The organism is Bacillus sp. FSL W8-0920, assembly GCF_038593215.1.
Lineage (GTDB): Bacteria > Bacillota > Bacilli > Bacillales > Bacillaceae > Bacillus > Bacillus pumilus.
Window position 1 is genome coordinate 2,397,419 of the sequence record NZ_CP151974.1, and the last position, 20,166, is coordinate 2,417,584.

Annotated in this window: 20 protein-coding genes, 1 pseudogene and 1 other annotated feature; of the genes and pseudogenes, 6 read left to right on the forward strand and 15 right to left on the reverse strand. The window is 39.7% G+C overall.

Annotation, left to right across the window (positions count from 1 at the left end; translation table 11 throughout):
• Window positions 1-100: 100 nt before the first annotated feature.
• Window positions 101-889 carry a BPU family class D beta-lactamase gene (gene blaBPU / locus NSS78_RS12145; protein ID WP_309216999.1) on the reverse strand — a complete coding sequence of 263 codons (789 nt, stop codon included), beginning with the start codon at window positions 887-889 and terminating at the stop codon, window positions 101-103.
• A 128-nt stretch (window positions 890-1,017) separates the two neighbouring features.
• Window positions 1,018-2,181 carry an acyl-CoA dehydrogenase family protein gene (locus NSS78_RS12150; protein ID WP_137054940.1) on the reverse strand — a complete coding sequence of 388 codons (1,164 nt, stop codon included), beginning with the start codon at window positions 2,179-2,181 and terminating at the stop codon, window positions 1,018-1,020.
• A gap of 120 nt (window positions 2,182-2,301) precedes the next feature.
• On the opposite strand from NSS78_RS12150, the gene NSS78_RS12155 reads away from it, so the two are divergent.
• Genes NSS78_RS12155 through NSS78_RS12170 form a run of 4 tightly spaced genes read left to right on the forward strand, consistent with a single transcriptional unit; the run spans window position 2,302 to window position 5,368 of the window.
• Window positions 2,302-3,090, forward strand: coding sequence for an amino acid ABC transporter ATP-binding protein (locus tag NSS78_RS12155; RefSeq protein WP_309217002.1), 789 nt, complete (start codon window positions 2,302-2,304; stop codon window positions 3,088-3,090).
• Window positions 3,087-3,947, forward strand: coding sequence for an amino acid ABC transporter substrate-binding protein (locus NSS78_RS12160; protein ID WP_309217004.1), 861 nt, complete (start codon window positions 3,087-3,089; stop codon window positions 3,945-3,947). The genes NSS78_RS12155 and NSS78_RS12160 overlap by 4 nt, the downstream gene beginning before the upstream one ends.
• A complete protein-coding gene (locus NSS78_RS12165; protein WP_050943702.1) occupies window positions 3,944-4,642 on the forward strand; it encodes an amino acid ABC transporter permease in 699 nt (232 codons plus the stop codon). The genes NSS78_RS12160 and NSS78_RS12165 overlap by 4 nt, the downstream gene beginning before the upstream one ends.
• 12 nt (window positions 4,643-4,654) lie before the next feature.
• Entirely contained in the window at window positions 4,655-5,368 is a 714-nt protein-coding gene (locus NSS78_RS12170; RefSeq protein ID WP_050943701.1) for an amino acid ABC transporter permease, read from the forward strand.
• Between the two features lie 155 nt (window positions 5,369-5,523).
• Here the strand turns inward: NSS78_RS12170 and NSS78_RS12175 are convergent, their stop codons facing one another.
• From NSS78_RS12175 to NSS78_RS12195, 5 genes are all read right to left on the reverse strand, one after another.
• A complete protein-coding gene (locus NSS78_RS12175) occupies window positions 5,524-6,564 on the reverse strand; it encodes a 2,3-butanediol dehydrogenase (RefSeq protein WP_050943700.1) in 1,041 nt (346 codons plus the stop codon).
• A 70-nt stretch (window positions 6,565-6,634) separates the two neighbouring features.
• A complete protein-coding gene (locus NSS78_RS12180; protein WP_327839428.1) occupies window positions 6,635-7,855 on the reverse strand; it encodes an MFS transporter in 1,221 nt (406 codons plus the stop codon).
• Window positions 7,856-7,907: 52 nt separating this feature from the next.
• Window positions 7,908-8,149: a binding site (T-box leader), on the reverse strand.
• 77 nt (window positions 8,150-8,226) lie between these two features.
• The gene (locus NSS78_RS12185) at window positions 8,227-8,976 is read right to left on the reverse strand and encodes an SDR family oxidoreductase (protein WP_106032673.1); all 750 of its coding nucleotides are present in this window, start codon (window positions 8,974-8,976) and stop codon (window positions 8,227-8,229) included.
• Between the two features lie 164 nt (window positions 8,977-9,140).
• Entirely contained in the window at window positions 9,141-10,298 is a 1,158-nt protein-coding gene (locus tag NSS78_RS12190; protein ID WP_327839429.1) for an iron-containing alcohol dehydrogenase, read from the reverse strand.
• A complete protein-coding gene (locus tag NSS78_RS12195) occupies window positions 10,295-11,746 on the reverse strand; it encodes an alanine/glycine:cation symporter family protein (RefSeq protein WP_309217007.1) in 1,452 nt (483 codons plus the stop codon). Before NSS78_RS12195 ends, NSS78_RS12190 begins: the two co-directional genes overlap by 4 nt.
• Before the next feature lie 138 nt (window positions 11,747-11,884).
• Here NSS78_RS12195 and NSS78_RS12200 point away from each other — a divergent pair, with 138 nt between their 5' ends.
• Complete coding sequence (locus tag NSS78_RS12200) at window positions 11,885-12,778, forward strand: LysR family transcriptional regulator (protein WP_309217008.1); 894 nt, start codon at window positions 11,885-11,887, stop codon at window positions 12,776-12,778.
• A 132-nt stretch (window positions 12,779-12,910) separates the two neighbouring features.
• Here the strand turns inward: NSS78_RS12200 and NSS78_RS12205 are convergent, their stop codons facing one another.
• From NSS78_RS12205 to NSS78_RS12225, 5 genes are all read right to left on the reverse strand, one after another.
• On the reverse strand, window positions 12,911-14,029 hold the full coding sequence (locus NSS78_RS12205; protein WP_050943694.1) for an ABC transporter permease: 1,119 nt from the start codon (window positions 14,027-14,029) through the stop codon (window positions 12,911-12,913).
• Window positions 14,022-15,188: an ABC transporter permease gene (locus NSS78_RS12210; RefSeq protein ID WP_212046149.1), complete on the reverse strand. Its 1,167-nt coding sequence runs from the start codon at window positions 15,186-15,188 to the stop codon at window positions 14,022-14,024. The genes NSS78_RS12205 and NSS78_RS12210 overlap by 8 nt, the downstream gene beginning before the upstream one ends.
• Window positions 15,189-15,207: 19 nt before the next feature.
• Window positions 15,208-16,152 (reverse strand): ABC transporter ATP-binding protein, encoded by a 945-nt coding sequence (locus tag NSS78_RS12215; RefSeq protein WP_050943692.1) that lies wholly within the window; start codon window positions 16,150-16,152, stop codon window positions 15,208-15,210.
• Window positions 16,153-16,350: 198 nt separating this feature from the next.
• Window positions 16,351-17,565, reverse strand: a complete 1,215-nt coding sequence (gene fdhA / locus NSS78_RS12220; RefSeq protein ID WP_058014590.1) for a formaldehyde dehydrogenase, glutathione-independent — start codon at window positions 17,563-17,565, stop codon at window positions 16,351-16,353.
• Between the two features lie 419 nt (window positions 17,566-17,984).
• On the reverse strand, window positions 17,985-18,587 hold the full coding sequence (locus NSS78_RS12225) for a class I SAM-dependent methyltransferase (protein WP_003216605.1): 603 nt from the start codon (window positions 18,585-18,587) through the stop codon (window positions 17,985-17,987).
• 317 nt (window positions 18,588-18,904) lie between these two features.
• Here NSS78_RS12225 and NSS78_RS12230 point away from each other — a divergent pair.
• Window positions 18,905-18,979: pseudogene (locus NSS78_RS12230) on the forward strand (YjcZ family sporulation protein); the annotation flags it as partial.
• A gap of 43 nt (window positions 18,980-19,022) precedes the next feature.
• Here NSS78_RS12230 and NSS78_RS12235 read toward each other — a convergent pair.
• The 3 genes from NSS78_RS12235 to NSS78_RS12245 form a co-directional block, all read right to left on the reverse strand.
• Complete coding sequence (locus NSS78_RS12235) at window positions 19,023-19,178, reverse strand: hypothetical protein (RefSeq protein ID WP_223251167.1); 156 nt, start codon at window positions 19,176-19,178, stop codon at window positions 19,023-19,025.
• Window positions 19,179-19,344: 166 nt separating this feature from the next.
• Entirely contained in the window at window positions 19,345-19,479 is a 135-nt protein-coding gene (locus NSS78_RS12240; RefSeq protein WP_137054930.1) for a YrzI family small protein, read from the reverse strand.
• 447 nt (window positions 19,480-19,926) lie between these two features.
• Window positions 19,927-20,157: a YrhC family protein gene (locus tag NSS78_RS12245; RefSeq protein ID WP_003216296.1), complete on the reverse strand. Its 231-nt coding sequence runs from the start codon at window positions 20,155-20,157 to the stop codon at window positions 19,927-19,929.
• Window positions 20,158-20,166 lie beyond the last annotated feature (9 nt).

Consider the following 20,166-nt stretch of genomic DNA (forward strand, 5'->3'; position numbering starts at 1 on the left):
TGATACTTCAATATATTTCAATAAATATATCATTCTTTCAAACTAAACCATATATCATCAACTTATCAATAAATCCCCTTTTTCACATAAAAAAAGCACCCTAAACGGATGCTTCAATCAAATGATATTTTTTCAAAATGCGATAGGTGATGTCTTTTGCTTCTATGCCGGTGCCTTCGATATTTGTGGCGAAAATGTAGGTTTTATTTTCATGTTTGATGAAGCCTACGTACCAGCCGATACCTGATCCAGAGCCTGTTTTTCCGTATAGGTTGGCGTGTTTCTCTTCTTCTTGTACCATCATTCGTTTAACTGTTCTCATGTTCTTTAGGTCAAATGGAAGAGTCTCTTCATATAGCTGTTTGAGGAAACGAACTTGTTCGATAGGAGAAATTCGCAGGGTACTGCTTAACCAAAATTGATCGATTCCGCCAGATATGTCTTTGTTCCCATAATGAATGGCTTTCACCCAATGATTCATACGTTCTTCTCCAATGTCACGTGCCATGGCTTGATAGTACCAGACGACTGAATCTCTCATGCCAGATCCTAATGTATGATCCCTATTCCAGCTGTCAATCTCTCTTTTTACGCCATCCCAATATTTGATGTCGTATTCATCTCTCACTGCGCCCGTTTGGAGTCCGATTAAAGCATTTGCTACCTTAAATGTCGATTGAGGTGCAAAGCGCTCTTTCGTTCTATTTTTGTTATACACCCAAGGAGACTTTTCTTTTACTTCTTGAATCACAAACGTGCCTTCCCGATTTTTAAAGAATTCATCTACTGACCACGCTGGTGATCTTGCTTCAGTTGATGAAGGCTGGCTGATACAAAGTGCCATCAGCATGATGCTAGAAAACAGCCATTTTATATACTTTTTCTTCAAGTCAACCGCTCCTTTTCCCATGATTGCCATGATTGTAACATGTTTAAGCGATGGGACATAAGGTACGCTTGTTCTCTTTTCTTTCAAATAAAAAAAGCCGGTTTATATCCGGCTTTTTGCTCTATATATTAGCTCTCTTTTTTCTCTTGAATGGCCTGTTTCGCCATTTTTGATATCGTCATATCGTCCATTGGCGGGTTATGGAGCCCGGCACGAATATCTCGATAGTAACGCTGCAGTGGACAGTCTAGGCTTAAGCTTTTCGCACCCACTAAACGCATAGCTTTATCGACAACTTGCAAACTATGATTAACGACGGTATGCTTTACAGCACCAAATTCATTGATTAACAGCTCTCTTTTCTCTGGCTTTTCATACAAAGTGGTCGTTGAGTAGATGACGTGGCGTGCTTGCTTTAATAGTAAGTCGATTTCGCCAATCAGTGTTTGGACATTTGGCAGATCACTAATCGTTCCGCTGATGCTGTTCGGTGAGTGTGTGATGGCATATTGAACAGCATAATCTCTTGCTGCTTGCGCAATCCCTAAATAGCAGGAAGGAATATGTGCAATCCAAGGATTTAGCGTAACACCCCGCGGCCCTTTTTGCACCTCCACAAGCATGTCATCTGAAACCTTCACCTGATCTAAGATTAAATCATGACTTTCAGTTCCTCTCATGCCCACAACATTCCACGTTTCTTCTATTGAAACACCTTCTGTCTCACGGTGAATTAAGAAGAAGCCCATGGCCTCTTTTTCCTCGATCCATACGCCGACTAAAAAGTATGTAAGTGCCGGTGACATCGTTGTGAAAATTTTACGTCCATTGATGATCCACTCATTACCTGATCTAGTGGCTGTTGTCCCAGGCTTCCCGCCTCTTGTTGGACTGCCTGTCTGCGCCTCGCTCACGGCACGGTTGACAAGGGCGCCCTTCTTCACTTCTTCCGCAAAGAATTGCAGCTGCTGCTCATTCCATTGTTTCTTTTCGTAAATTTCGCCTACAACCCCTTGGTGCCAGCCGATTGATAAGGCAGTCGCTCCGTCCATACTGCCGAGCGTCTCTTGAAACAGAACCATATCCTTCACAGATTGACCTCCGCCTCCGTATTCAGCAGGAAGAGACAACGTCGTATAGCCCATCTCTACTAATGATTCAATATTTTTTTCAGGAAAATAAGCGCCTTCATCATGTTCTTTTGCCGTTTGTTCGATCGTTTCACGAAGAGATTCTAGTTGATTGAGCCATGTTTTTTGAAAATCGGTATCGACAAATAATGCTTTAGACAAAACGTATCCAACTCCTCTATATCTCACAATCTATCATATCTGATTTTTCCAATCGGAATAAATAAAACACACTTTACTTATAGGATTTAATGTGTTAAATTTTATCAATATTAAGTACATATGTCAAAGGAACGTGATGCTTTTATGATTTCAGCTACTAATCTACATAAATCTTATGGGCAGACCCATGTGTTAAAAGGCATTGATTTCACCGTACAAGAAGGTGAAGTGGTCGCCATTATTGGACCGAGCGGGTCAGGAAAAACAACACTTCTTCGCAGCTTAAACAGCCTCGATATTCCAGACAAAGGTGAGCTGACGGTTGGTGAAGCCACGATTCAATTTGAACGATATCATAAAAAAGATCTGCTAAAACTCAGGCAGCAATCCTCCATGGTGTTTCAGCATTATCACTTGTTTCAGAATAAACGAGCACTTGAAAATATTACAGAAGGATTGATCGTGTCTCAAAACATGTCTAAAAAAGAAGCTGAAAAGGTAGGGGAGCAATTTTTAACGCGGATTGGACTGCTTCATAAAAAGGATGCATTTCCGAGTGAATTGTCCGGCGGTCAGCAGCAGCGAATTGGCATAGCCCGCGCTCTTGCGATGAACCCTTCAGTGCTTTTGTTTGATGAACCTACGTCGGCACTGGACCCAGAGATGGTAGGAGAAATTCTAGAAATGATCAAAGATATTGCAAGTCAAGGCATGACGATGGTCATTGTGACGCATGAAATTTCTTTTGCAAAGGACGTGGCGGATACGGTGATCTTTATGGCAGATGGCGAAATCGTTGAAAAAGGCTCACCAGAAGACGTCCTATTGAAGCCACAGCATGAACGAACGAAACGATTTTTATCAAGAATTCATCGCGGCATGTGGCAAGAATCGGAGAAAGACAAATGAAACAAAAGATAGCATTCATGATGTCCGGTGTCCTTCTGTTTTTTCTTTCTCTGATGGGCTGCAGCAGTGTGAAAACCACGACCGATGATGGTAGAAAAATTGTAAAAGTCGCACTGAGTGCAGAGGTCAATCCACCCTTTTTAGCAACAAATGACCAAAACGAACCGATTGGCTATAACATTGATTATTTAAATGAAGTGGAAAAAAGACTTCCTCACGTACATTTTGATTACATTTTTGGCGAGGAAGAATCGAATTTAATTGGTGTAGGCGCAGGGAAGTTTGAAATGGCGGCTAATTGGTTTTTTAGTAATCCTGAACGTGAAAAGCGTTTCCTTTACCCTAAGGTTCCGTATGGTTATTCGATGACAGGTTTAATTGTGAATGAATCAGACAAAGAGATTCGATCGCTTGATGATATGACATCTAAAAAGCTGGCTCCTGTCAGCCCTAGCGGAGGCTTGCGTTCGATATTAAATCAATATAATCAAGAGCATGATCCGGATATTCCGCTGACGACTATTGAGAGCCCTTCAAATGAGCTTAACTTAAAGCGCGTTGAAAGTGGACGGTCCGATGCAGCATTTATGAACATTTCAACCTTTGATACCATTCAAAAGCATTTAAACCTAAAGGTCAAAGTTGGCGGCATTGTGTCAAAGGAGCCTATCTTTCTTGTCTTACAGCCAAGCGAAAAGCAGCTTGCAGCAGATTTGGACCGGATCACACAAGAGATGATTGATGATGGAACACTGCCTAAGCTGGCGAAAAAGTGGTTTGGGATTGATTTCTTTCAAGATATTGATGACATCTCAGAGCAAGGCGATCAAAATGAAGGAAGGAATGAAGCGTCATGACGTTTACAGCTGGAGATTGGCTGCGCATTTTTTTACAGGTGCTTGAACGCCTGCCAATCACTTTTCTCATTATTATCGTGTCATTGTTTTTTGCCATCATCATCGGCTTGCTATTTGCATGTATTCGTATCAAGCAAATCCCAGTACTGAAGCAATTGGCTGTTATTTATTTATCTTTTACACGGAGTACACCTTTAATTGTTCAGCTTTTCTTGATTTATTTTGGACTGCCTCAGCTTTTGCTTGTGGCAGGGATTCAAATCAATCATTGGGATCGTGTGCTATTTGTGATGATGACGTTTTCTTTACATACGGGCGCTTATTTATCTGAAGTTTTTCGCAGTGCGTATTCATCTGTCGGGAAGGATCAGCTGGAGGCCGCCTACATTGTTGGGATGACAGATACACAAGCGTTGATTAGGATCATTATCCCGCAGGCCTTCCTCATTGCACTGCCGAACCTCGGAAATTACACCATTGATCTCGTCAAAGACACGGCAATTGCCTTTACAATCGGACTCATTGATATCATGGGACAGGTGAAGATCATTTTAGGAAATAACTACGGAATCGGTCTGTTTGAGGTGTATGTGATCATTGCGATTGTGTATTGGCTTATTTGCATGAGTATTGAACTGATCACCATGCTGCTTGAAAGGAAATTTGTAAAAGGCCGCACCAGCCTGTCACGTTAAGGAGGCGATTTGATGCAAACCATTGATATTCAATTTGCGATTGACCAAGTACCTCATATTCTAAAAGGCGTTCCTTTTACTTTATTGATTGCACTCGTTTCCATGGCTGTAAGCCTGATGATTGGATCTGTTTTTGCTTTCATTCGTCTCTTTCGCATTCCTGTACTCAGGCAGCTTGTGACGCTCTATGTCTCCTTTTTTAGAGGAACGCCTCTTATTGTTCAGTTGTTCGCTTTCTTTTATGGACTTCCTTTTGTTCTAACCAAAGTGAGCGGTACATTCGGGCTGACCTTTCATCCAGATATGGTCTCTCCATTAGCTGTTGCCCTTATTACATTCAGCCTTCATTCAGCCGCCCATTTAACAGAGGTCGTTCGGAGTGCACTTCTTGCAGTAGACAAAGGACAGCTTGAAGCGGCAAAAATTGTGGGGATGACGACACGCCAAGCGATGATGCGCATTATTTTGCCGCAGGCATTTGTGGTAGCCCTGCCGAACTTAGGCAATCAGCTCATTCAGCTATTAAAAGCCACCTCTCTTTCGTTTACGATTGGAGTACTTGAGATCATGGGGATTTCCCGAATCATTGCGAACGACGGCTATCAGTTTTTAGAAACGTATCTCGTCTCTGCGTTGATCTATTGGCTGCTGAGCATTTTCTTTGAACTCGCTTTTGCCTTGTTAGAGAAACGTGTCAGCGTGTACGGAAGATCTCTTGGACGATAAAAAAGTCGATCAGGCACGAGAACCTGATCGACTTTTTTTGATCCATTTATTCACCTTTTTTAAGTATGTTAAAGGAAATTGTCCTGCTCTTTCCATTGATTGATCACTATGAATAGAAAAGAGAATGGCTTTTGCCATTCCCCTTCGTTGTCTTACTATTCAGCACTAACTAAAATTTTCACTTGATCTTTTTCATTGATTAATGCATTGAAGCCATCCTCGATTACATCGTCAAGCTTGATTTTTTTCGTAACGAGTGTATCAGCAGAGAAATAGCCTTTTCTCATTAAGTTTAATACAGATGGGAATACGTCTCTATAGCCGATGATCCCTTTAACTGTACGTTCTTTAATGACGATGTCATTTGGCATAATTTCTGCGCCTTTTTCCCAAATGCTTACAATGACTGTTTCACCTGAAATTCTAGTTGATTGGATTGCTTGCTTCAATACAACAGGTACACCTGTCACTTCAAAAGAAACATCGACGCCACCGTTTGTACGGCGTGCAATTTCTTGAACAACATCTTCATATTGAGAAGGATCAACAATGATCGCTCCAAGCTCTTTCGCTTTTTCTTGGCGTTCTTTAGATAATTCTACTGCGTAAATATCAGTAGCACCAGCTGCTTTTAATGCTTCAATAACAAGCAAGCCAATTGGTCCGCAACCAAACACAGCCGCTGTATCCCCAGCTTGTACTTTACTAGAACGAACCGCATATAAAGCAACTGCTGAAGGCTCTACAAGTGCCCCTTGCTCATATGAAATTTCGTCTGGTAATAAATGAAGTAATTCTTCATCGACAGATACATATTCAGAGAATCCACCGCCGCCTCCGGCAAGTCCTAAAAAGCCCATGTTTTCATCTAAGTTGTAAGCACCTTGATGTCCGTGAGTTGCAAAAATAGGCTCAACAACCACTCGGTCGCCTACTTTGTAATTGCTGACGTCTTCTCCTACTTCAACAACCTCACCAGAAAATTCATGCCCCAGTGTAATAGGTGCTTTTTCTTTTGTCAGTGGATGAGGTTCATTCACTGGAATGAAGATAGGTCCTCCTAAATATTCATGTAAATCACTACCACAAATGCCGCACCATTTCACTTTAAGTTTCACTTTTCCTGGAGCAACTTTTGGTTCATCAATTTCCTCTAGTCGAATGTCTTTTTGATCGTGCCAGCGTAGTGCTTTCATGTGTAAGACTCCTTTTCTCATCAATTTAATTAACTTACTTAAATAATCATAACATAATTTTTTTAATTTTCTAAGTAGGATGCACTATCTTTTTGCCAGTCAATGGACGAAAGATGACAAAACATAGCAATAAACAGACAAGAAGCATACATAGACTCCCGGTGACAACGGAGGTTCGGATTGATAAAACATGTGCAAGCCCACCAGAGACACCTGTCAGCATGATCGTCAGAATGGCTTCAACTAAAGCATAAAAACTGGCTACCCTCCCCATCACCTCTATCGGAATATTCGTTTGATAGAAAGTCATAAAACCTGTGTTCGCAAATGCTAAAAAGAATGCTAATATAAAAAATCCAACAGCGGCTATAAACAATGTGCTGGAAAAAGCATAAATGAGATAGCCACATGCCACCAACAAACTGCCAATCCCAAGCATGATCGAAACAGGCAGCCTCTCCACAATCACCGAATTGAGACCTGCGCCTGCGATAATGCCTGCCCCAGCTATACTCACAAGAAGACCATATTGTGTATCAGTTAGCAGAAGCACTTCTTTTGCAAAGGCTGTTTCAAGAGAGTCTATGGCAGTAGGAAGTACCGTGATAGCGGCACTAAACAATAAATACACCGCCATAATTTGGCGTGATGTCAAACTAAATCGAAGAACAAGCCTCGCATCCTCTTTTAACATTGAAAGGGTAAAACCCTTTTGGCCAGCATCTTGTTTGAGCAAATTCGGTAAACACATTGTTAATAGAGCAGATACCAACAAGCAGATCGCATTTATATAAATTGAAAAAACAGGTGTACCGACTAAAAAAAGCAGACCTGCTGCAGCGGGGCCAAGTAAAAACCCACCCGATTGTAATAATGAGCGAATAGCATTAAACCGTTTTCGGTTATTCGCCGGGATCAATCCTGTCATATAGACCATCGACGCTGGATGAAACATCGCTTGTGCCATTTGAATGAGAAACACCATCACATACAGGATGAGCAGATGTCCTGAAAATAACGCAAAGGGTATGCATGCGATCAGGATAGCTCGGCTGATATCTAAGCTGATCATCACTTTCCGCTGATTCAGCCTGTCAATCAAACTGCCAGACCAGCTGTTTGTCAAAAGAGCCGCAGCCGGTCTCAGCATATAGACAGCTGTTACAGCCAGCACAGAGCCCGTTTCTTGAAAAATGAGCAGATGGAGAGCAATCATATAAATCCATTCTCCTATGTTCGCAATTCCGATGGCTCCAAGCAGCAAACTCATATCCCGCCAATGTTTTTTCATCACTTTTCCCCCTATTTGTCATAAAAAAATCCCGCCCCCAAGACATTTCTGTCTTGAGGACGGGATTTACTCCGCGTTGCCACCTCAGTTTATTCATCTGTTGCCAGATGAACCTTAGCCGGTCATCATGAACCCATCTCTGTAACGGGAGAATATCGCTGCACCATCATCTGAAGGAATCCGGTGCAGAGCTAAGAGGCTTGGTTCCATCATGCTGCCCGGCTCCTTCTCAGCTTCACGGAGTTCTCTGTGCGGGACAGCTCATGATGTACTCTTCTCTATTTGCGCTATGTCTTTATTTCATCACGATCTTCAGTTGAATTGTTACATATTGTACTGCGCCTTGATCAAAGCGTCAATGTTTTTTCAAGTTAATCAGCATAGATCATCTTTCTGGTCATGCCGCCATCAACGACTAAATCTGTGCCGGTCACAAATTGATTCTCCTCATCGGTTAAATAAAAGCAGGCCTTCACAATATCCTTTGGCGTGCCGACTCGATTGGAAAGATGCTGTTGGTGATCGATCTCTCGAAGATTCTCCTCATCCTTCGTTTCAATCCATCCAGGTGAAATGCTATTCACCGTGATATGATCCGAACTAAAAGAAGCCGCTAAGGCATGAGTCAGCGCAGATATTCCGCCTTTTGATGCGGCATATGCTTCTGTATGAGGCTCTGACATGGTCGCGCGGGTGGATGAAATGTTCACAATAGAACCGCCTTTTGGATTCTCTTTTATATAACGTGCTGCTTCTCTTGCACATAAAAAAGTCCCTCTTAGGTTCGTCTGTAACACACGATCCCACTCATCAAGCGTTAATTCATAAGGCGATACTGTGCACATGACACCAGCATTATTAATGAGAATATCAATCGTTTTACAGCGCTCCGCCGCAAACGACATGAACTGCTGAATCTCCTTTTCTTGCCTCACATCCGTTTTCTTAAAATAAGCTTCTAATGATTCTTTTTTTAGCTCTTCCTCTAAGCGCTTACCCTTTTCTTCATCTATATCCGCAAGCACCACTCGTGCTCCTTCTTTTGCATAGCCCCAGGCGATCATTTCACCAATTCCATTGGCTGCGCCTGTGATGATAACGGTTTTATTGTGAAATTTCATTGTTTATCCAACCCTTTCTCCATCAGATGTTGTCGTCTATCATACCACTCATATATAGACGATACCTAGCCACATGAAACATAAAAGAACACCCTCCAAGTGATCGTGTCATGAAGAGGGTGTTTCTTTGGAATTCATTGATTCTATTTTTCTATATGGTGATTTTAAAAAGCCGCCTTTAAAATATCTAAGTAGTCGGCTTTCGTAACAGTACGAACATTACTTGATGTAGAGCCGTTTTGTTCTGCTAATTCAGCCATTTTTTCAAAATCCTCTTCTTTTACATAAGATAAATCTTTTAGTGCTGGAATACCTAAATTTTTTGTGAATGTATACATGCCATCAATTAATTTTTGAATCGCCACATCATCTGAATCCGTTTTATCTGCAAAGCTCATTATTTTGGCAAGCTCTGCGTGTAATACCTTGTTTTCGACTGCATTGAATTGCATAACATAAGGCAAAAATACCGCGTTTGCGATACCATGAGGTGTATCATAAAGACTACCAAGTGCTTCTGCTAAGCAATGAACGGCTGCGACATCGGCTGAACCGAAGCATAAGCCGGCTAGTAAGCTCCCTTCCTGCATTTTATATCTCGCTTCTAGATCAGATCCATTTTCATATGCCTTGGGTAAGTATTTCACAATTGTCTCCATTGCACTTGCACCCATTGCTTCGGAAATAGGATTTGTTACTTTACATGAATAGCCTTCAATAGCATGTACCAATGCATCCACGCCTGTTGCGGCTGTTATGCCTTTTGGCACCGTCAATGTAAGAGCAGGATCTAAAATCGCAATGGTTGGCCGAAGCAAGCCATGCTTTAATGTGATTTTTTTATGTGAAGCAGCTAACGTAATGACAGATGAACGGGTCACCTCAGAACCAGTACCAGCCGTTGTTGGGATACAAATTAATGGAGATAGATTAGCATACGCCTTCTTCCCTGATATATAATCTTCAGGAATGCCGCCATTTGGACCTAATAAAGCAATCGCTTTCGCCGTATCCATTGGACTTCCGCCACCAATCGCAATGACCGCTGATGCTTGTTCTTTTCTAAAGAGCTCTGCACCAGCTAGACATTCACTATCTCTAGGATTTGGAGATACTTGATCAAATACAACGACAGAATAACCAGCTTCCTGCAAATACGCTTCAATAGGCTGAACGAGCCCTGCGCTCTTCACACCAGAGTCCGTCACCAGCATAACTGTGGCACCCGGCAATACAATATCTTCTACTATAGATCCGATTTCTTTTGATTGACCAGTCCCCATCATCATTTTTGTTTGGCAATGATATTCAAAATTCATCATGATTTTTCTACTCCTTCATTTGTGTTTATGGAGTTAGCAGTTTGTTTTTCTGCTCCCCACCATTCTATTTCTTTTAAACCTGGTATGCTAGATGCATAAAAGACAGGATCTTTGCCTAACAATCTTTGTTGAATGTAATCATCCAAAGCGGCAAAAGCGAACTTGCCTAGAATTGCAATCGCAATCAAGTTGACAATTGCCATAATGGCCATCGACAAGTCGGCCAAAGTCCAAACGATTTGTATGTTGGCCACAGCCCCAAACATGATCATCATTAATACCATAATTCGATACATCAATAGCGCTGTTACACTTTTATGGATAAAACTGATATTGGCTTCACCATAATAGTAGCCACCTACAATAGAACTAAAAGCAAAAGTAAATATAGCAAATGCTAAGAAAATACTAGCCCAAGATCCAAAATGCTGTGCCATTGCTGCTTGTGTAATTTCGATACCAGATAATTCACCAGCTGTTTCTACTGTCGATAGCATAATAATAAAGGCAGTACAGCTACAAACAACTAATGTATCAAAAAATACACCTAATAATTGAACAAACCCTTGTTTTACTGGATGCGAAACATTAGCGGCAGCAGCGGCATTTGGAGCACTTCCCATTCCTGCTTCATTGGAAAAGAGCCCACGTTTTACACCGTTCATTATCGCAGCACCAATCCCGCCCCCAACGATTTGCTCTAACCCAAACGCACTTTTCATAATACTTGTTAATGCCGCGGGTACAGCACCGATATTTGTGACAATCACATAAAGTGCTAAAATGATATAAAATGCCGACATAATTGGCACAATGATTTGTGTAAAATTAGCGATTCGCTTGACACCACCAAAAATGATGCAAGCAGTAAAAATTGTGACAAATAGCCCCATGGCAATTGGGCTGATCCCAAATGAATATTGAAAGGCATTTGTAATTGTATTCGTTTGTACAGCGTTAAAAATTAAGCCGAAACTAAGAATAACAGAAAAGGCAAAAACCCTGCTTGGCCACTTCATTCCGAATTGCTTTTGAATATAGTAGCCTGGTCCCCCTTTAAATCCATCATTTGTTCTAATTTTATAAATTTGAGCTAGTGTACTTTCAACAAACGCAGAAGCTCCCCCTAAAACGGCCGCAAACCACATCCAGAAAATAGCTCCTGGACCGCCCACTGTGATGGCAATCGCAACGCCTGCCATATTTCCAGTACCAATTCTTGTAGCAGCTCCAATAAAAAAAGCTTGCATAGATGAAATTTCATGACTTCCCTTTTTGGTTTTGGGCTCTTTTTCAAAAATAGAACGGAAAATCTCTTTTAGTAAGACAATTTGCATAAATTTCATTCTCACTGTAAAGTAAATTCCTATGCCGATTAACATGACTACTAAAATATATGTCCATAAAAAATCATTCACTGAATTGACAATCACTTCAAACAAAGCCATCTCCCCTTTGCAAATCTGAATATTTGAAATAATACAACTTGCAAGCGCTTACTTTTATGATAGTAAAAATGTTATGATCAATCTATAGAGGTTTTCTGATGATATCAATCGGCTCGTCCGATTTAGGGAGGCTTGAAGTTGGAGATCAAACAACTGATGATGTTCCAAACAGCATCAAAAGTATTAAACTTTACAAAAACTGCACAAATGCTTGGTTATGCTCAATCTAGCATCACAGCAAATATTGTTGCATTGGAAGAAGAGCTAGGAACCCCTCTATTTGAAAGGCTTGGAAAAAGGGTGATCTTAACAGAAGCTGGCAAACAATTTCAACATTATACGGATAAAATTTTAGGCTTAACAGGGGAAGCATTAGAGGCTGTTGGCGGAATGAATGAGCCAAGCGGCATTTTGAGAATATGTGCATCTGAAACACAATGCACCTACCGGCTTCCTCATATTTTAACGGACTTTCAAACAAAGTATCCAAAAGTCGAACTGATCTTCCGCCCAGGAATAGCGGAAAAGGATGTTCTAAATCTATTATTAGAAGGACAAATTGATGTCGCTTTATTGTCCATGAATCCTGTAGTATCCTCACATTTACTTGTAAAAGAATTAAAAGATGAACCGATGGCCATTGTATGCTGCCCAACAAATCCTTTGAGCAAAAAACAAAAAGTATATCCAATTGATTTGAACGAGCAAAGATTGTTGTTAACTGAAGACTGTGATTATCGCTACGCCTTTGAACATTCATTAACACAAGCGGGAGCAAAACCGAGAAGTAAACTAGAATTAGCAGATGTAGAAGCCATAAAAAAATGTGTAATGGCTGGCTTAGGAATTGCTGTACTTCCCGAAATTTCTGTGAAAAGAGAAATAGCGGAAGGCAATATCATCAAAATCAATTGGATGGAACCCTGTTTCTCAACAAAAATTCAACTATTTTGGCATAAAAACAAATGGATGTCCCCTGCTTTAAAAGCATTTGTGGATTTAACAGAGGATTATATCCTTTTAAACGGGTAATATGAGCCGTTTTCTATTTCTTTCATTGCCCCGCCTCCAAAATACTGAAGAGTTATTGTATATAAAAACCCTCTATAGCTATATAGAGGGCTTAAGCTTTCTAAATGATAAAAGTAATTTCATGCAAAGAGATTAATAGGATCGTATATTTTTCAAACCAATCACCATAAAAACAATCGTAAACGCAGCTAAAATTGTTATGTCTAATAATAAGATTGAGTAATTGACAGTACCGCTCATCATCTCACCAAAACCAGACATCATCCATGTTTGAGGTATAGCCAACGAGATTTTCTTCATCATGTCTGGAACGATATCTAATGGCCAATAAATACCCCCTAGCATGCAAGTTCCTACAATGATAATTGCACTAAATACTTCAGCTTGCTTTTTTGTATGAGATAAGGTTGCAATCATAAAACCTAAACTCACAACAAGCCCTATAACAAATGATCCAAACACTAAAATAAGCATAAAGTTTCCTAAGTATACATTGAAGAATATTGATAAGATGGTCAGAAGGACACCCAGTTGTATCCATCCAAGAAGAAAATAAGCTATGAAATACCCCAATAGCACAGATATTTTCTGGATGGGACTTGAAAGCAATCTTTGCCATGTATAATCTTTATATTCCAGATGAATAGAGGATGCCGAGCTTGAGATCGCAAACATCATAAACATGATGGTAAAGCCAAGCGGTATTAAATTTGGATGCTGGCTTGCTTGACCACCTTTTTTTTCAATTAAAGACATGCTGCCAGATTCATTTAATTCGTTGAGTGCACTGATAAGAGAAACACTTTTCTGCTCCTTTACACCTCGATTTAACTGATAAATAATGGCCGCTGTCTCTTTTAAATAGGGAGATAAGATTGCATATTCCTCAGTTTTCTTATAAACTGTCACATCAAAAATCTCTTTATTTTCTTTTAATTGGCTCTTTAATTGGCTTGCGACTTTAACTGACGCAACTGCCTTTTCATCATAAACTAAATCTTTTGCTTCGCTTTCAGTCGTCTTTATCCAATGAAATTTAGTGTTCTTTTCAAGGATATGAAAAATTTCTTGATTCAGTTTACCATCACTATGCTCTAGAATAAAAGCAACTGTAGGTTTCTTTGTATCAGATGCGGTACTTCCAAAAATAAAACTAAATACGATTGGCATAACAAATAAAAAAATAAGGGTCACTGGGGACTTTAATGTTTCTTTTAGCTTTAAAGCAATAATGGCTGATATTTTATGCATAGCGATGCTTCCTTTCAAAAGACATTCTAATTAAAGCAGTGATGAAGAAAACTAGTCCCATCCCGCAGCTTAGTATAAACCCGCTTTGAATTTCACTAAAATCAGCACCTGCCATACTTTTCAAAAACATTTGAAGTGCAAGAGAATTAGGCAAGAAATAGCTTATGTTGATCAACCATTGTGGAAATAAGTATAAGGGAACCATACTTCCACCTAAAGCAGCTAACACTTGAGTGCCTAAAATCCCCACACTGTTAAACGTTTTTTCCCTTTTGATAAAAGAACCAATCAGCACCCCGAAGCCCGCAGCATTAACTATAAAACTGCATCCTATCATGAAAACACTAAAAGGCTCTCCCCAGTTCACCTTAAAGACAAAGCTAGTAAATAAAATAATGACCGCAAGTTGAATCATACTCATCAAAACAATACCCAATAACTTCCCAACGATGTAACTAGTATTGCTTAATTTTGATACAACTAACCTTTTATAAACCTCTTCCTCTTTTTCCTCTATCATACTTCCAACTAAGAAAACAACAGTCATTAATAAAAAGAGAACACCCATCCCGCCCGAGTAGTATTGGAAAGAAGTGATCGGCTGGTTGTTCATATGAATATCCCTTTCGTTCACCAGTTCCTTCTTTAGTTGATGAGAAACGATTTCCACTTTTTCACCTTGATTTAACGGCATCAGAATACGATTCATATGATAATTTTGAAAGAATTGTAGAACCACATTTTCTAAGACTATTTCTTGTAAGGCTGAATTTGGTCCTTTCAAAATATTCAATTGCACATGTTCATGATTAAATAGGCTTTTTTCAAAATTTGGCTTGATGATGATGCCCACTTTGATTTCTCTATTATTTAAATCTTTCTCTAGCTGATCTTTGGAGATGACCCTTACATCAATGATGTCACTGAGCTCATTCTTAGACAATGTCGATAGAAACATTTTACTTGTAGCGGACTTATCTTGATCTGTAACTCCTACACGAAATGAATTGATGCTGACTTCACTTTCTTGCTTCATATTCTCTCCAAATGCTGCACCTAAAATAGCAATCAATATAATAGGCATAAAAAAAAGTGTAAAAAAGCTTTTCTTATCTCTAAAAAACAATAATAGATCTTTTAGTACAACCCAGATGCTCATGTGTTCACCTCTAAACAGTCTAATCCCTCAAATTTTTACTAGTTAAATACAAAAAGACATTTTCTAAATTTGGTTCTACGATTTCTGCTGAAATAATTTGAATATTTAATGCGGTCACACCTTGAATGAGATGACTTAATAATTGCTGAGGATGTTGATCAAATATTTTCATTTGATTTCCTTGAACGTCGATTTCCTTTAAAGGGTCGACTTCATGTATGAATTGACGCACTCGATCTATATCATTTTGTCCATGTTCACATTTTATGGTCAAAACAATTTCTCTTTGATTTCCGACAAGCTCACTTAATTCATGCTGATCCCCTAAAGCGATGATAGACCCATGATCCATAATGGCCATTCTTTCACATAAAAATTCAACTTCTTCCATGTAATGACTAGTATATATAATGGTCATTCCTTCTCCATTTAATGTCTTAACTGTTTCTAATATATGACTTCTAGATTGGGGATCTATGCCTACAGTAGGCTCATCCATGATTAATAGTTTTGGTTGATGTAATATCGCGCAACCGATATTTACTCTTCTTTTCATTCCTCCAGAGAATACTTTCACTTGATCATTTGCTCTATCTTTAAGACCAATTAGCTCAAGTGTTTCTTGTACTCTGCTTTTCAACTCTTTTCCTTTGAGTCCATACATTCTCCCCCAAAACATTAAATTTTCTTTTGCTGTCAAATGTAAATATAAAGCGATCTCTTGCGGAACAATTCCTATCATTTGCTGCGCCTTTTTTGTTTCTTTTTTTACATCTATACCTTCAATCGTTATGGTGCCGCTTGTGGCATGAATCAGCCCTGTCAAGATGCCAATCAATGTGGATTTCCCCGCACCATTCGGACCTAATAGTCCAAAAGATTCTCCTTTTTTTAAGTGAAAGGTTATCCCTTTTAATACCTGTTTATCTTCATAATATTTCTTGATGTTGTGTACGTTTAGCAATCAATACCTCTCCCTAGTCATTTAATATCAATTAAATTATCTGGTATGAACTTCAACTGTAGAATAATTTTTCCAATTCATATATTTTAACATGAGATGTATTGCAGGAGAATAGTACAGGTCATTTTAAAATTGAACATAAAAAAACTTACAGGATATAATCTCCCGTAAGTTTTTTCGATTATTCTCATTGATTCATTATTTAGAAATCATCCCATGCGGGTCAATGACAAATTTCTTCGCTACACCGGAATCAAAGTCGCTGTATCCTTGAGGGGCTTGATCAAGGTTAATGACGGTTGCATTCACCGCTTTGGCGATTTGTGCTCTTCCGCTTAAAATGGATTTCATTAGACTGCGGTGATATTGCATGACAGGGGTTTGGCCTGTCACAAAGGTATGGGCTTTTGCCCAGCCGAGTCCAATTCGCACTTTCAGTGATCCAACTTTTGCATCAGCATCCACTGCACCTGGGTCTTCTGTGACGTAAAGCCCTGGGATTCCGAGTTTACCGCCAACTTTGGTAATATCCATAATTGTATTTAAAACGGTTGCAGGCGCTTCTCCTTGATCTCCATGACCTGAAGCCTCAAAGCCGACACAATCGACGGCACAGTCTACTTCTGGCTCTCCTAAGATATTGGTGATTTGTTCGCCGATTCGATCATGTTTTCTTAAATTGATCGTCTCACAGCCAAAGCTTCTGGCCTGCTCCAGCCTTTGTTCATTCAAATCACCGACAATGACCGTAGAAGCGCCAAGAAGCTGAGCGGAATGCGCTGCGGCAAGACCTACTGGCCCTGCACCGGCAATATATACGGTTGAACCAGGCTTTACTCCAGCCGAATATGCACCGTGAAAACCTGTCGGGAAAATATCGGAAAGCATCGTCAGATCAAGTATTTTTTCCATCGCTTGATCTTTGTCTGGAAATTTCAGCAGCTGGAAATCTGCATACGGCACCATGACGTACTCGGATTGGCCGCCAACCCATCCGCCCATATCGACATATCCATAGGCAGAGCCTGGACGGTCCGGGTTTACATTTAAGCACACATGGGTTTTTTGTTCCTTACACATGACGCATCGTCCGCAAGCAATATTAAAGGGAACGGACACAAGGTCTCCTTTTTGAATAAACTCCACATCTCGTCCAACCTCAACGACTTCACCTGTAATTTCATGACCAAGGACTAGTCCTGCAGGCGCAGTGGTACGACCTCTCACCATGTGCTGGTCACTTCCGCAAATATTCGTCGTCACTACTTTTAAAATGACGCCATGCTCACATTTGCGCCCCACATTGGCTTTCGGTACACCCGGGCCATCTCTTAAAATCAAATCAGGGTATCCAATATCCTCAACTGCTACATTTCCTGCTCCTTTATAAACGACACCTTTGTTTCCCGACATATTTTCATTCCTCCCTTTTTGTTTAAAAATGAAGTCTCTACAATTTTCTCTACTTCTGAAGCAATTCCCTGCTCCAAATGGCACAATTGATAAAAAAAGCGAAAAATGTCTATCACGGAGAGAAAAATGTATCTTCCAGTCAAATAAAAAAGAAAATATTGAAAAAAAAGCTAAACTTTTGAAGAACGGTGTCGATATAATAAATAAGCCAGACAGGTATCCTTAATCGACAAACAAATTCCTTATATATACTATCATTCCTTACACACCTGGCTGGCGCCTACATCATATACAAAAGTCTCTTCTGATGAAGAGACTTTTTTTAATTCGCTCAAACATGATTCAATGACACGCAAAGAAGCTCCTCTCACGAAGAGCCTCTTTTAGAATGCTTGTTCATTACCTGGGAAATATTTTCATCATTTTAACGCTTTGATACAGATGTATGTATCATAGTGATAAACCGAAACTTCTCTAAAGTGATACGCTGAAAATAGGCGGCTGATCTCTTGTTCACTATACGATGAAAAAGAATGTGACCGCTTTTGTTCCTTCATCAGTTCCTGCTGTTGGAATGATAAGAATACTTCTCCATCCACTTGAAGAACGCGGTACACTTCCTTCATGACTTGCTCAATATCCTTCAAGTAATAAATGGTCTGCACCGTAAATAATTTATTGAATGATCTGTCTTCAAAAGGTAAATGCTCGGCTTTACCAAGAGTCACAACGGCTTTATCCTGTTCCACAAGCTTCTTATGTTTTCTTTTTGCATATTTGATCATATGACGAGAGGCATCCACTCCATATACTTTACCGCGATCAAGTTTCTCTGCTACCTTCGATAATGTCATGCCTCTTCCAGTACCGATTTCTAAAATCCGGTCATTTTCTTGTATATTTAAGAGTTGAATCGTCCATTCATTGATATTATGATGATTTTTTTCCATATAGCGGGCAACCCATTTTGAGAACAAGCCTTTTGGTTCCCTCATTTGTTTTCCAATCCAGCTTTGAATCAATGTTAACACCTGCTTTGCACCAGTAAATAAAACTATTTACGAATTTTCTTACTTTTCATATCGGCTCACACCTAACAAAGTTTAAGACCTAGTCCTAATCATTTGTTATTGATTAGACGGCATCTTTTCAGAAAATGTTTCGCAGAACTTCAAAAAATTTAATCCGAATAGGCGTTTTCATTAATTGTGCTCAGATTGATTTCGTTTTCTGCATGAGCTGCATATTTTATGAATGTATCTTGATTAGATAAAGGTGGTGCTAGATTATGGGCTTTGGTGGAGGTTATGCTGGAGGCTGCGGTGGTTACGGTGGCGGCTTTGCAGGCGGATTCGCATTGCTTGTTGTACTGTTCATTTTGTTGATCATCATCGGTGCAAGCTGGATTTGCTAATGTAAAAGGAGCAGGAAACGATAACGTTTCCTGCTCCTTTTCTTTAATACCAATAAGCTCGGTACTGATACATATATTGTCTGAGCATTTCCTCTTGCTCTCTTTGCATTCGGTACGGATTACCGTATCCATGCTTTAAGGAATGCGGAATGGATGCATATCCGTGCCCCACTGACGGAAACCTCATATATGGTGACATCGACATTCGTTGATCACCTCACAATCTCCTTTTACGGATATCATATGTGCAGATGATCAATGTGGAGCGTGTCTAAACCTGGTCCTTCTCCATAGTATAACAATCAAGTATTGCAAGCATCATAAACATGTCAATCTCCTCCTTTTCGCATTTTTCTTTTCGTATTTTAGTTCATGTACTTTAGTTGTTTCTGCTTCATTTCTTCATAAAATGTTTCGATTTGTTGTTCATAAAGAACTGTTTCAATGTCTTTGTATTTTCGTCGGATCGTCAATGTGATAAAAAATAAATGGATTGTCATATACGCTCACCTCCCTTCAGTTCGCAGCACGCGAAATAGCCCGCAGATCTTCTTTGTCAGTTGACCTGTGGGCACACAAAAATGCAGATCAAAAGACAGTGTCTTCCAACCTGCAATGGATGATACGTAAAATCCTCGTTTACTTTAACAGTTTTGAAGCGTGTGCACCGTATAAGGTAAAGGAAGGACACGAGCTCTTCCACAGGCTGATGACATGATGAAATTGTTGGTTGAATTGTTCACAAGTAGATACGAATAACATATTCTTCAGCCTCCTTTACGTTTTTAATTACTTTGTTAGTATATCCAGCAAGCACCATTTTGTAAACCTGTTTTTAGTAAAATAGATGATTTTTGTGTGTTTGACTAAATTTCTACATTTATTCTTGTCCGATTGTCCAATACAATCAAAAAAGCCCCCTCACGTATATGAGGAGACTTTTCGAATTAATCTTCATCTAGTTCTTGCAGTTTCTTTTGAAAAAAGATCGCGCGTCTCACACAAAGAAAAGCTGCTAATAAGAAAATACAATCAATTCCCATCATCAGCATTTTTGGAGATGCTTCGATGTGTTGGCTTGGTATGATCGTACCAATATATAAAAAGGTGCTGACAGCAAGCAAAATAAAAGCGTACTGCTTGTAATCTGTCACTAAACCACTCCACTTTTTCTTCACTTGAATCAC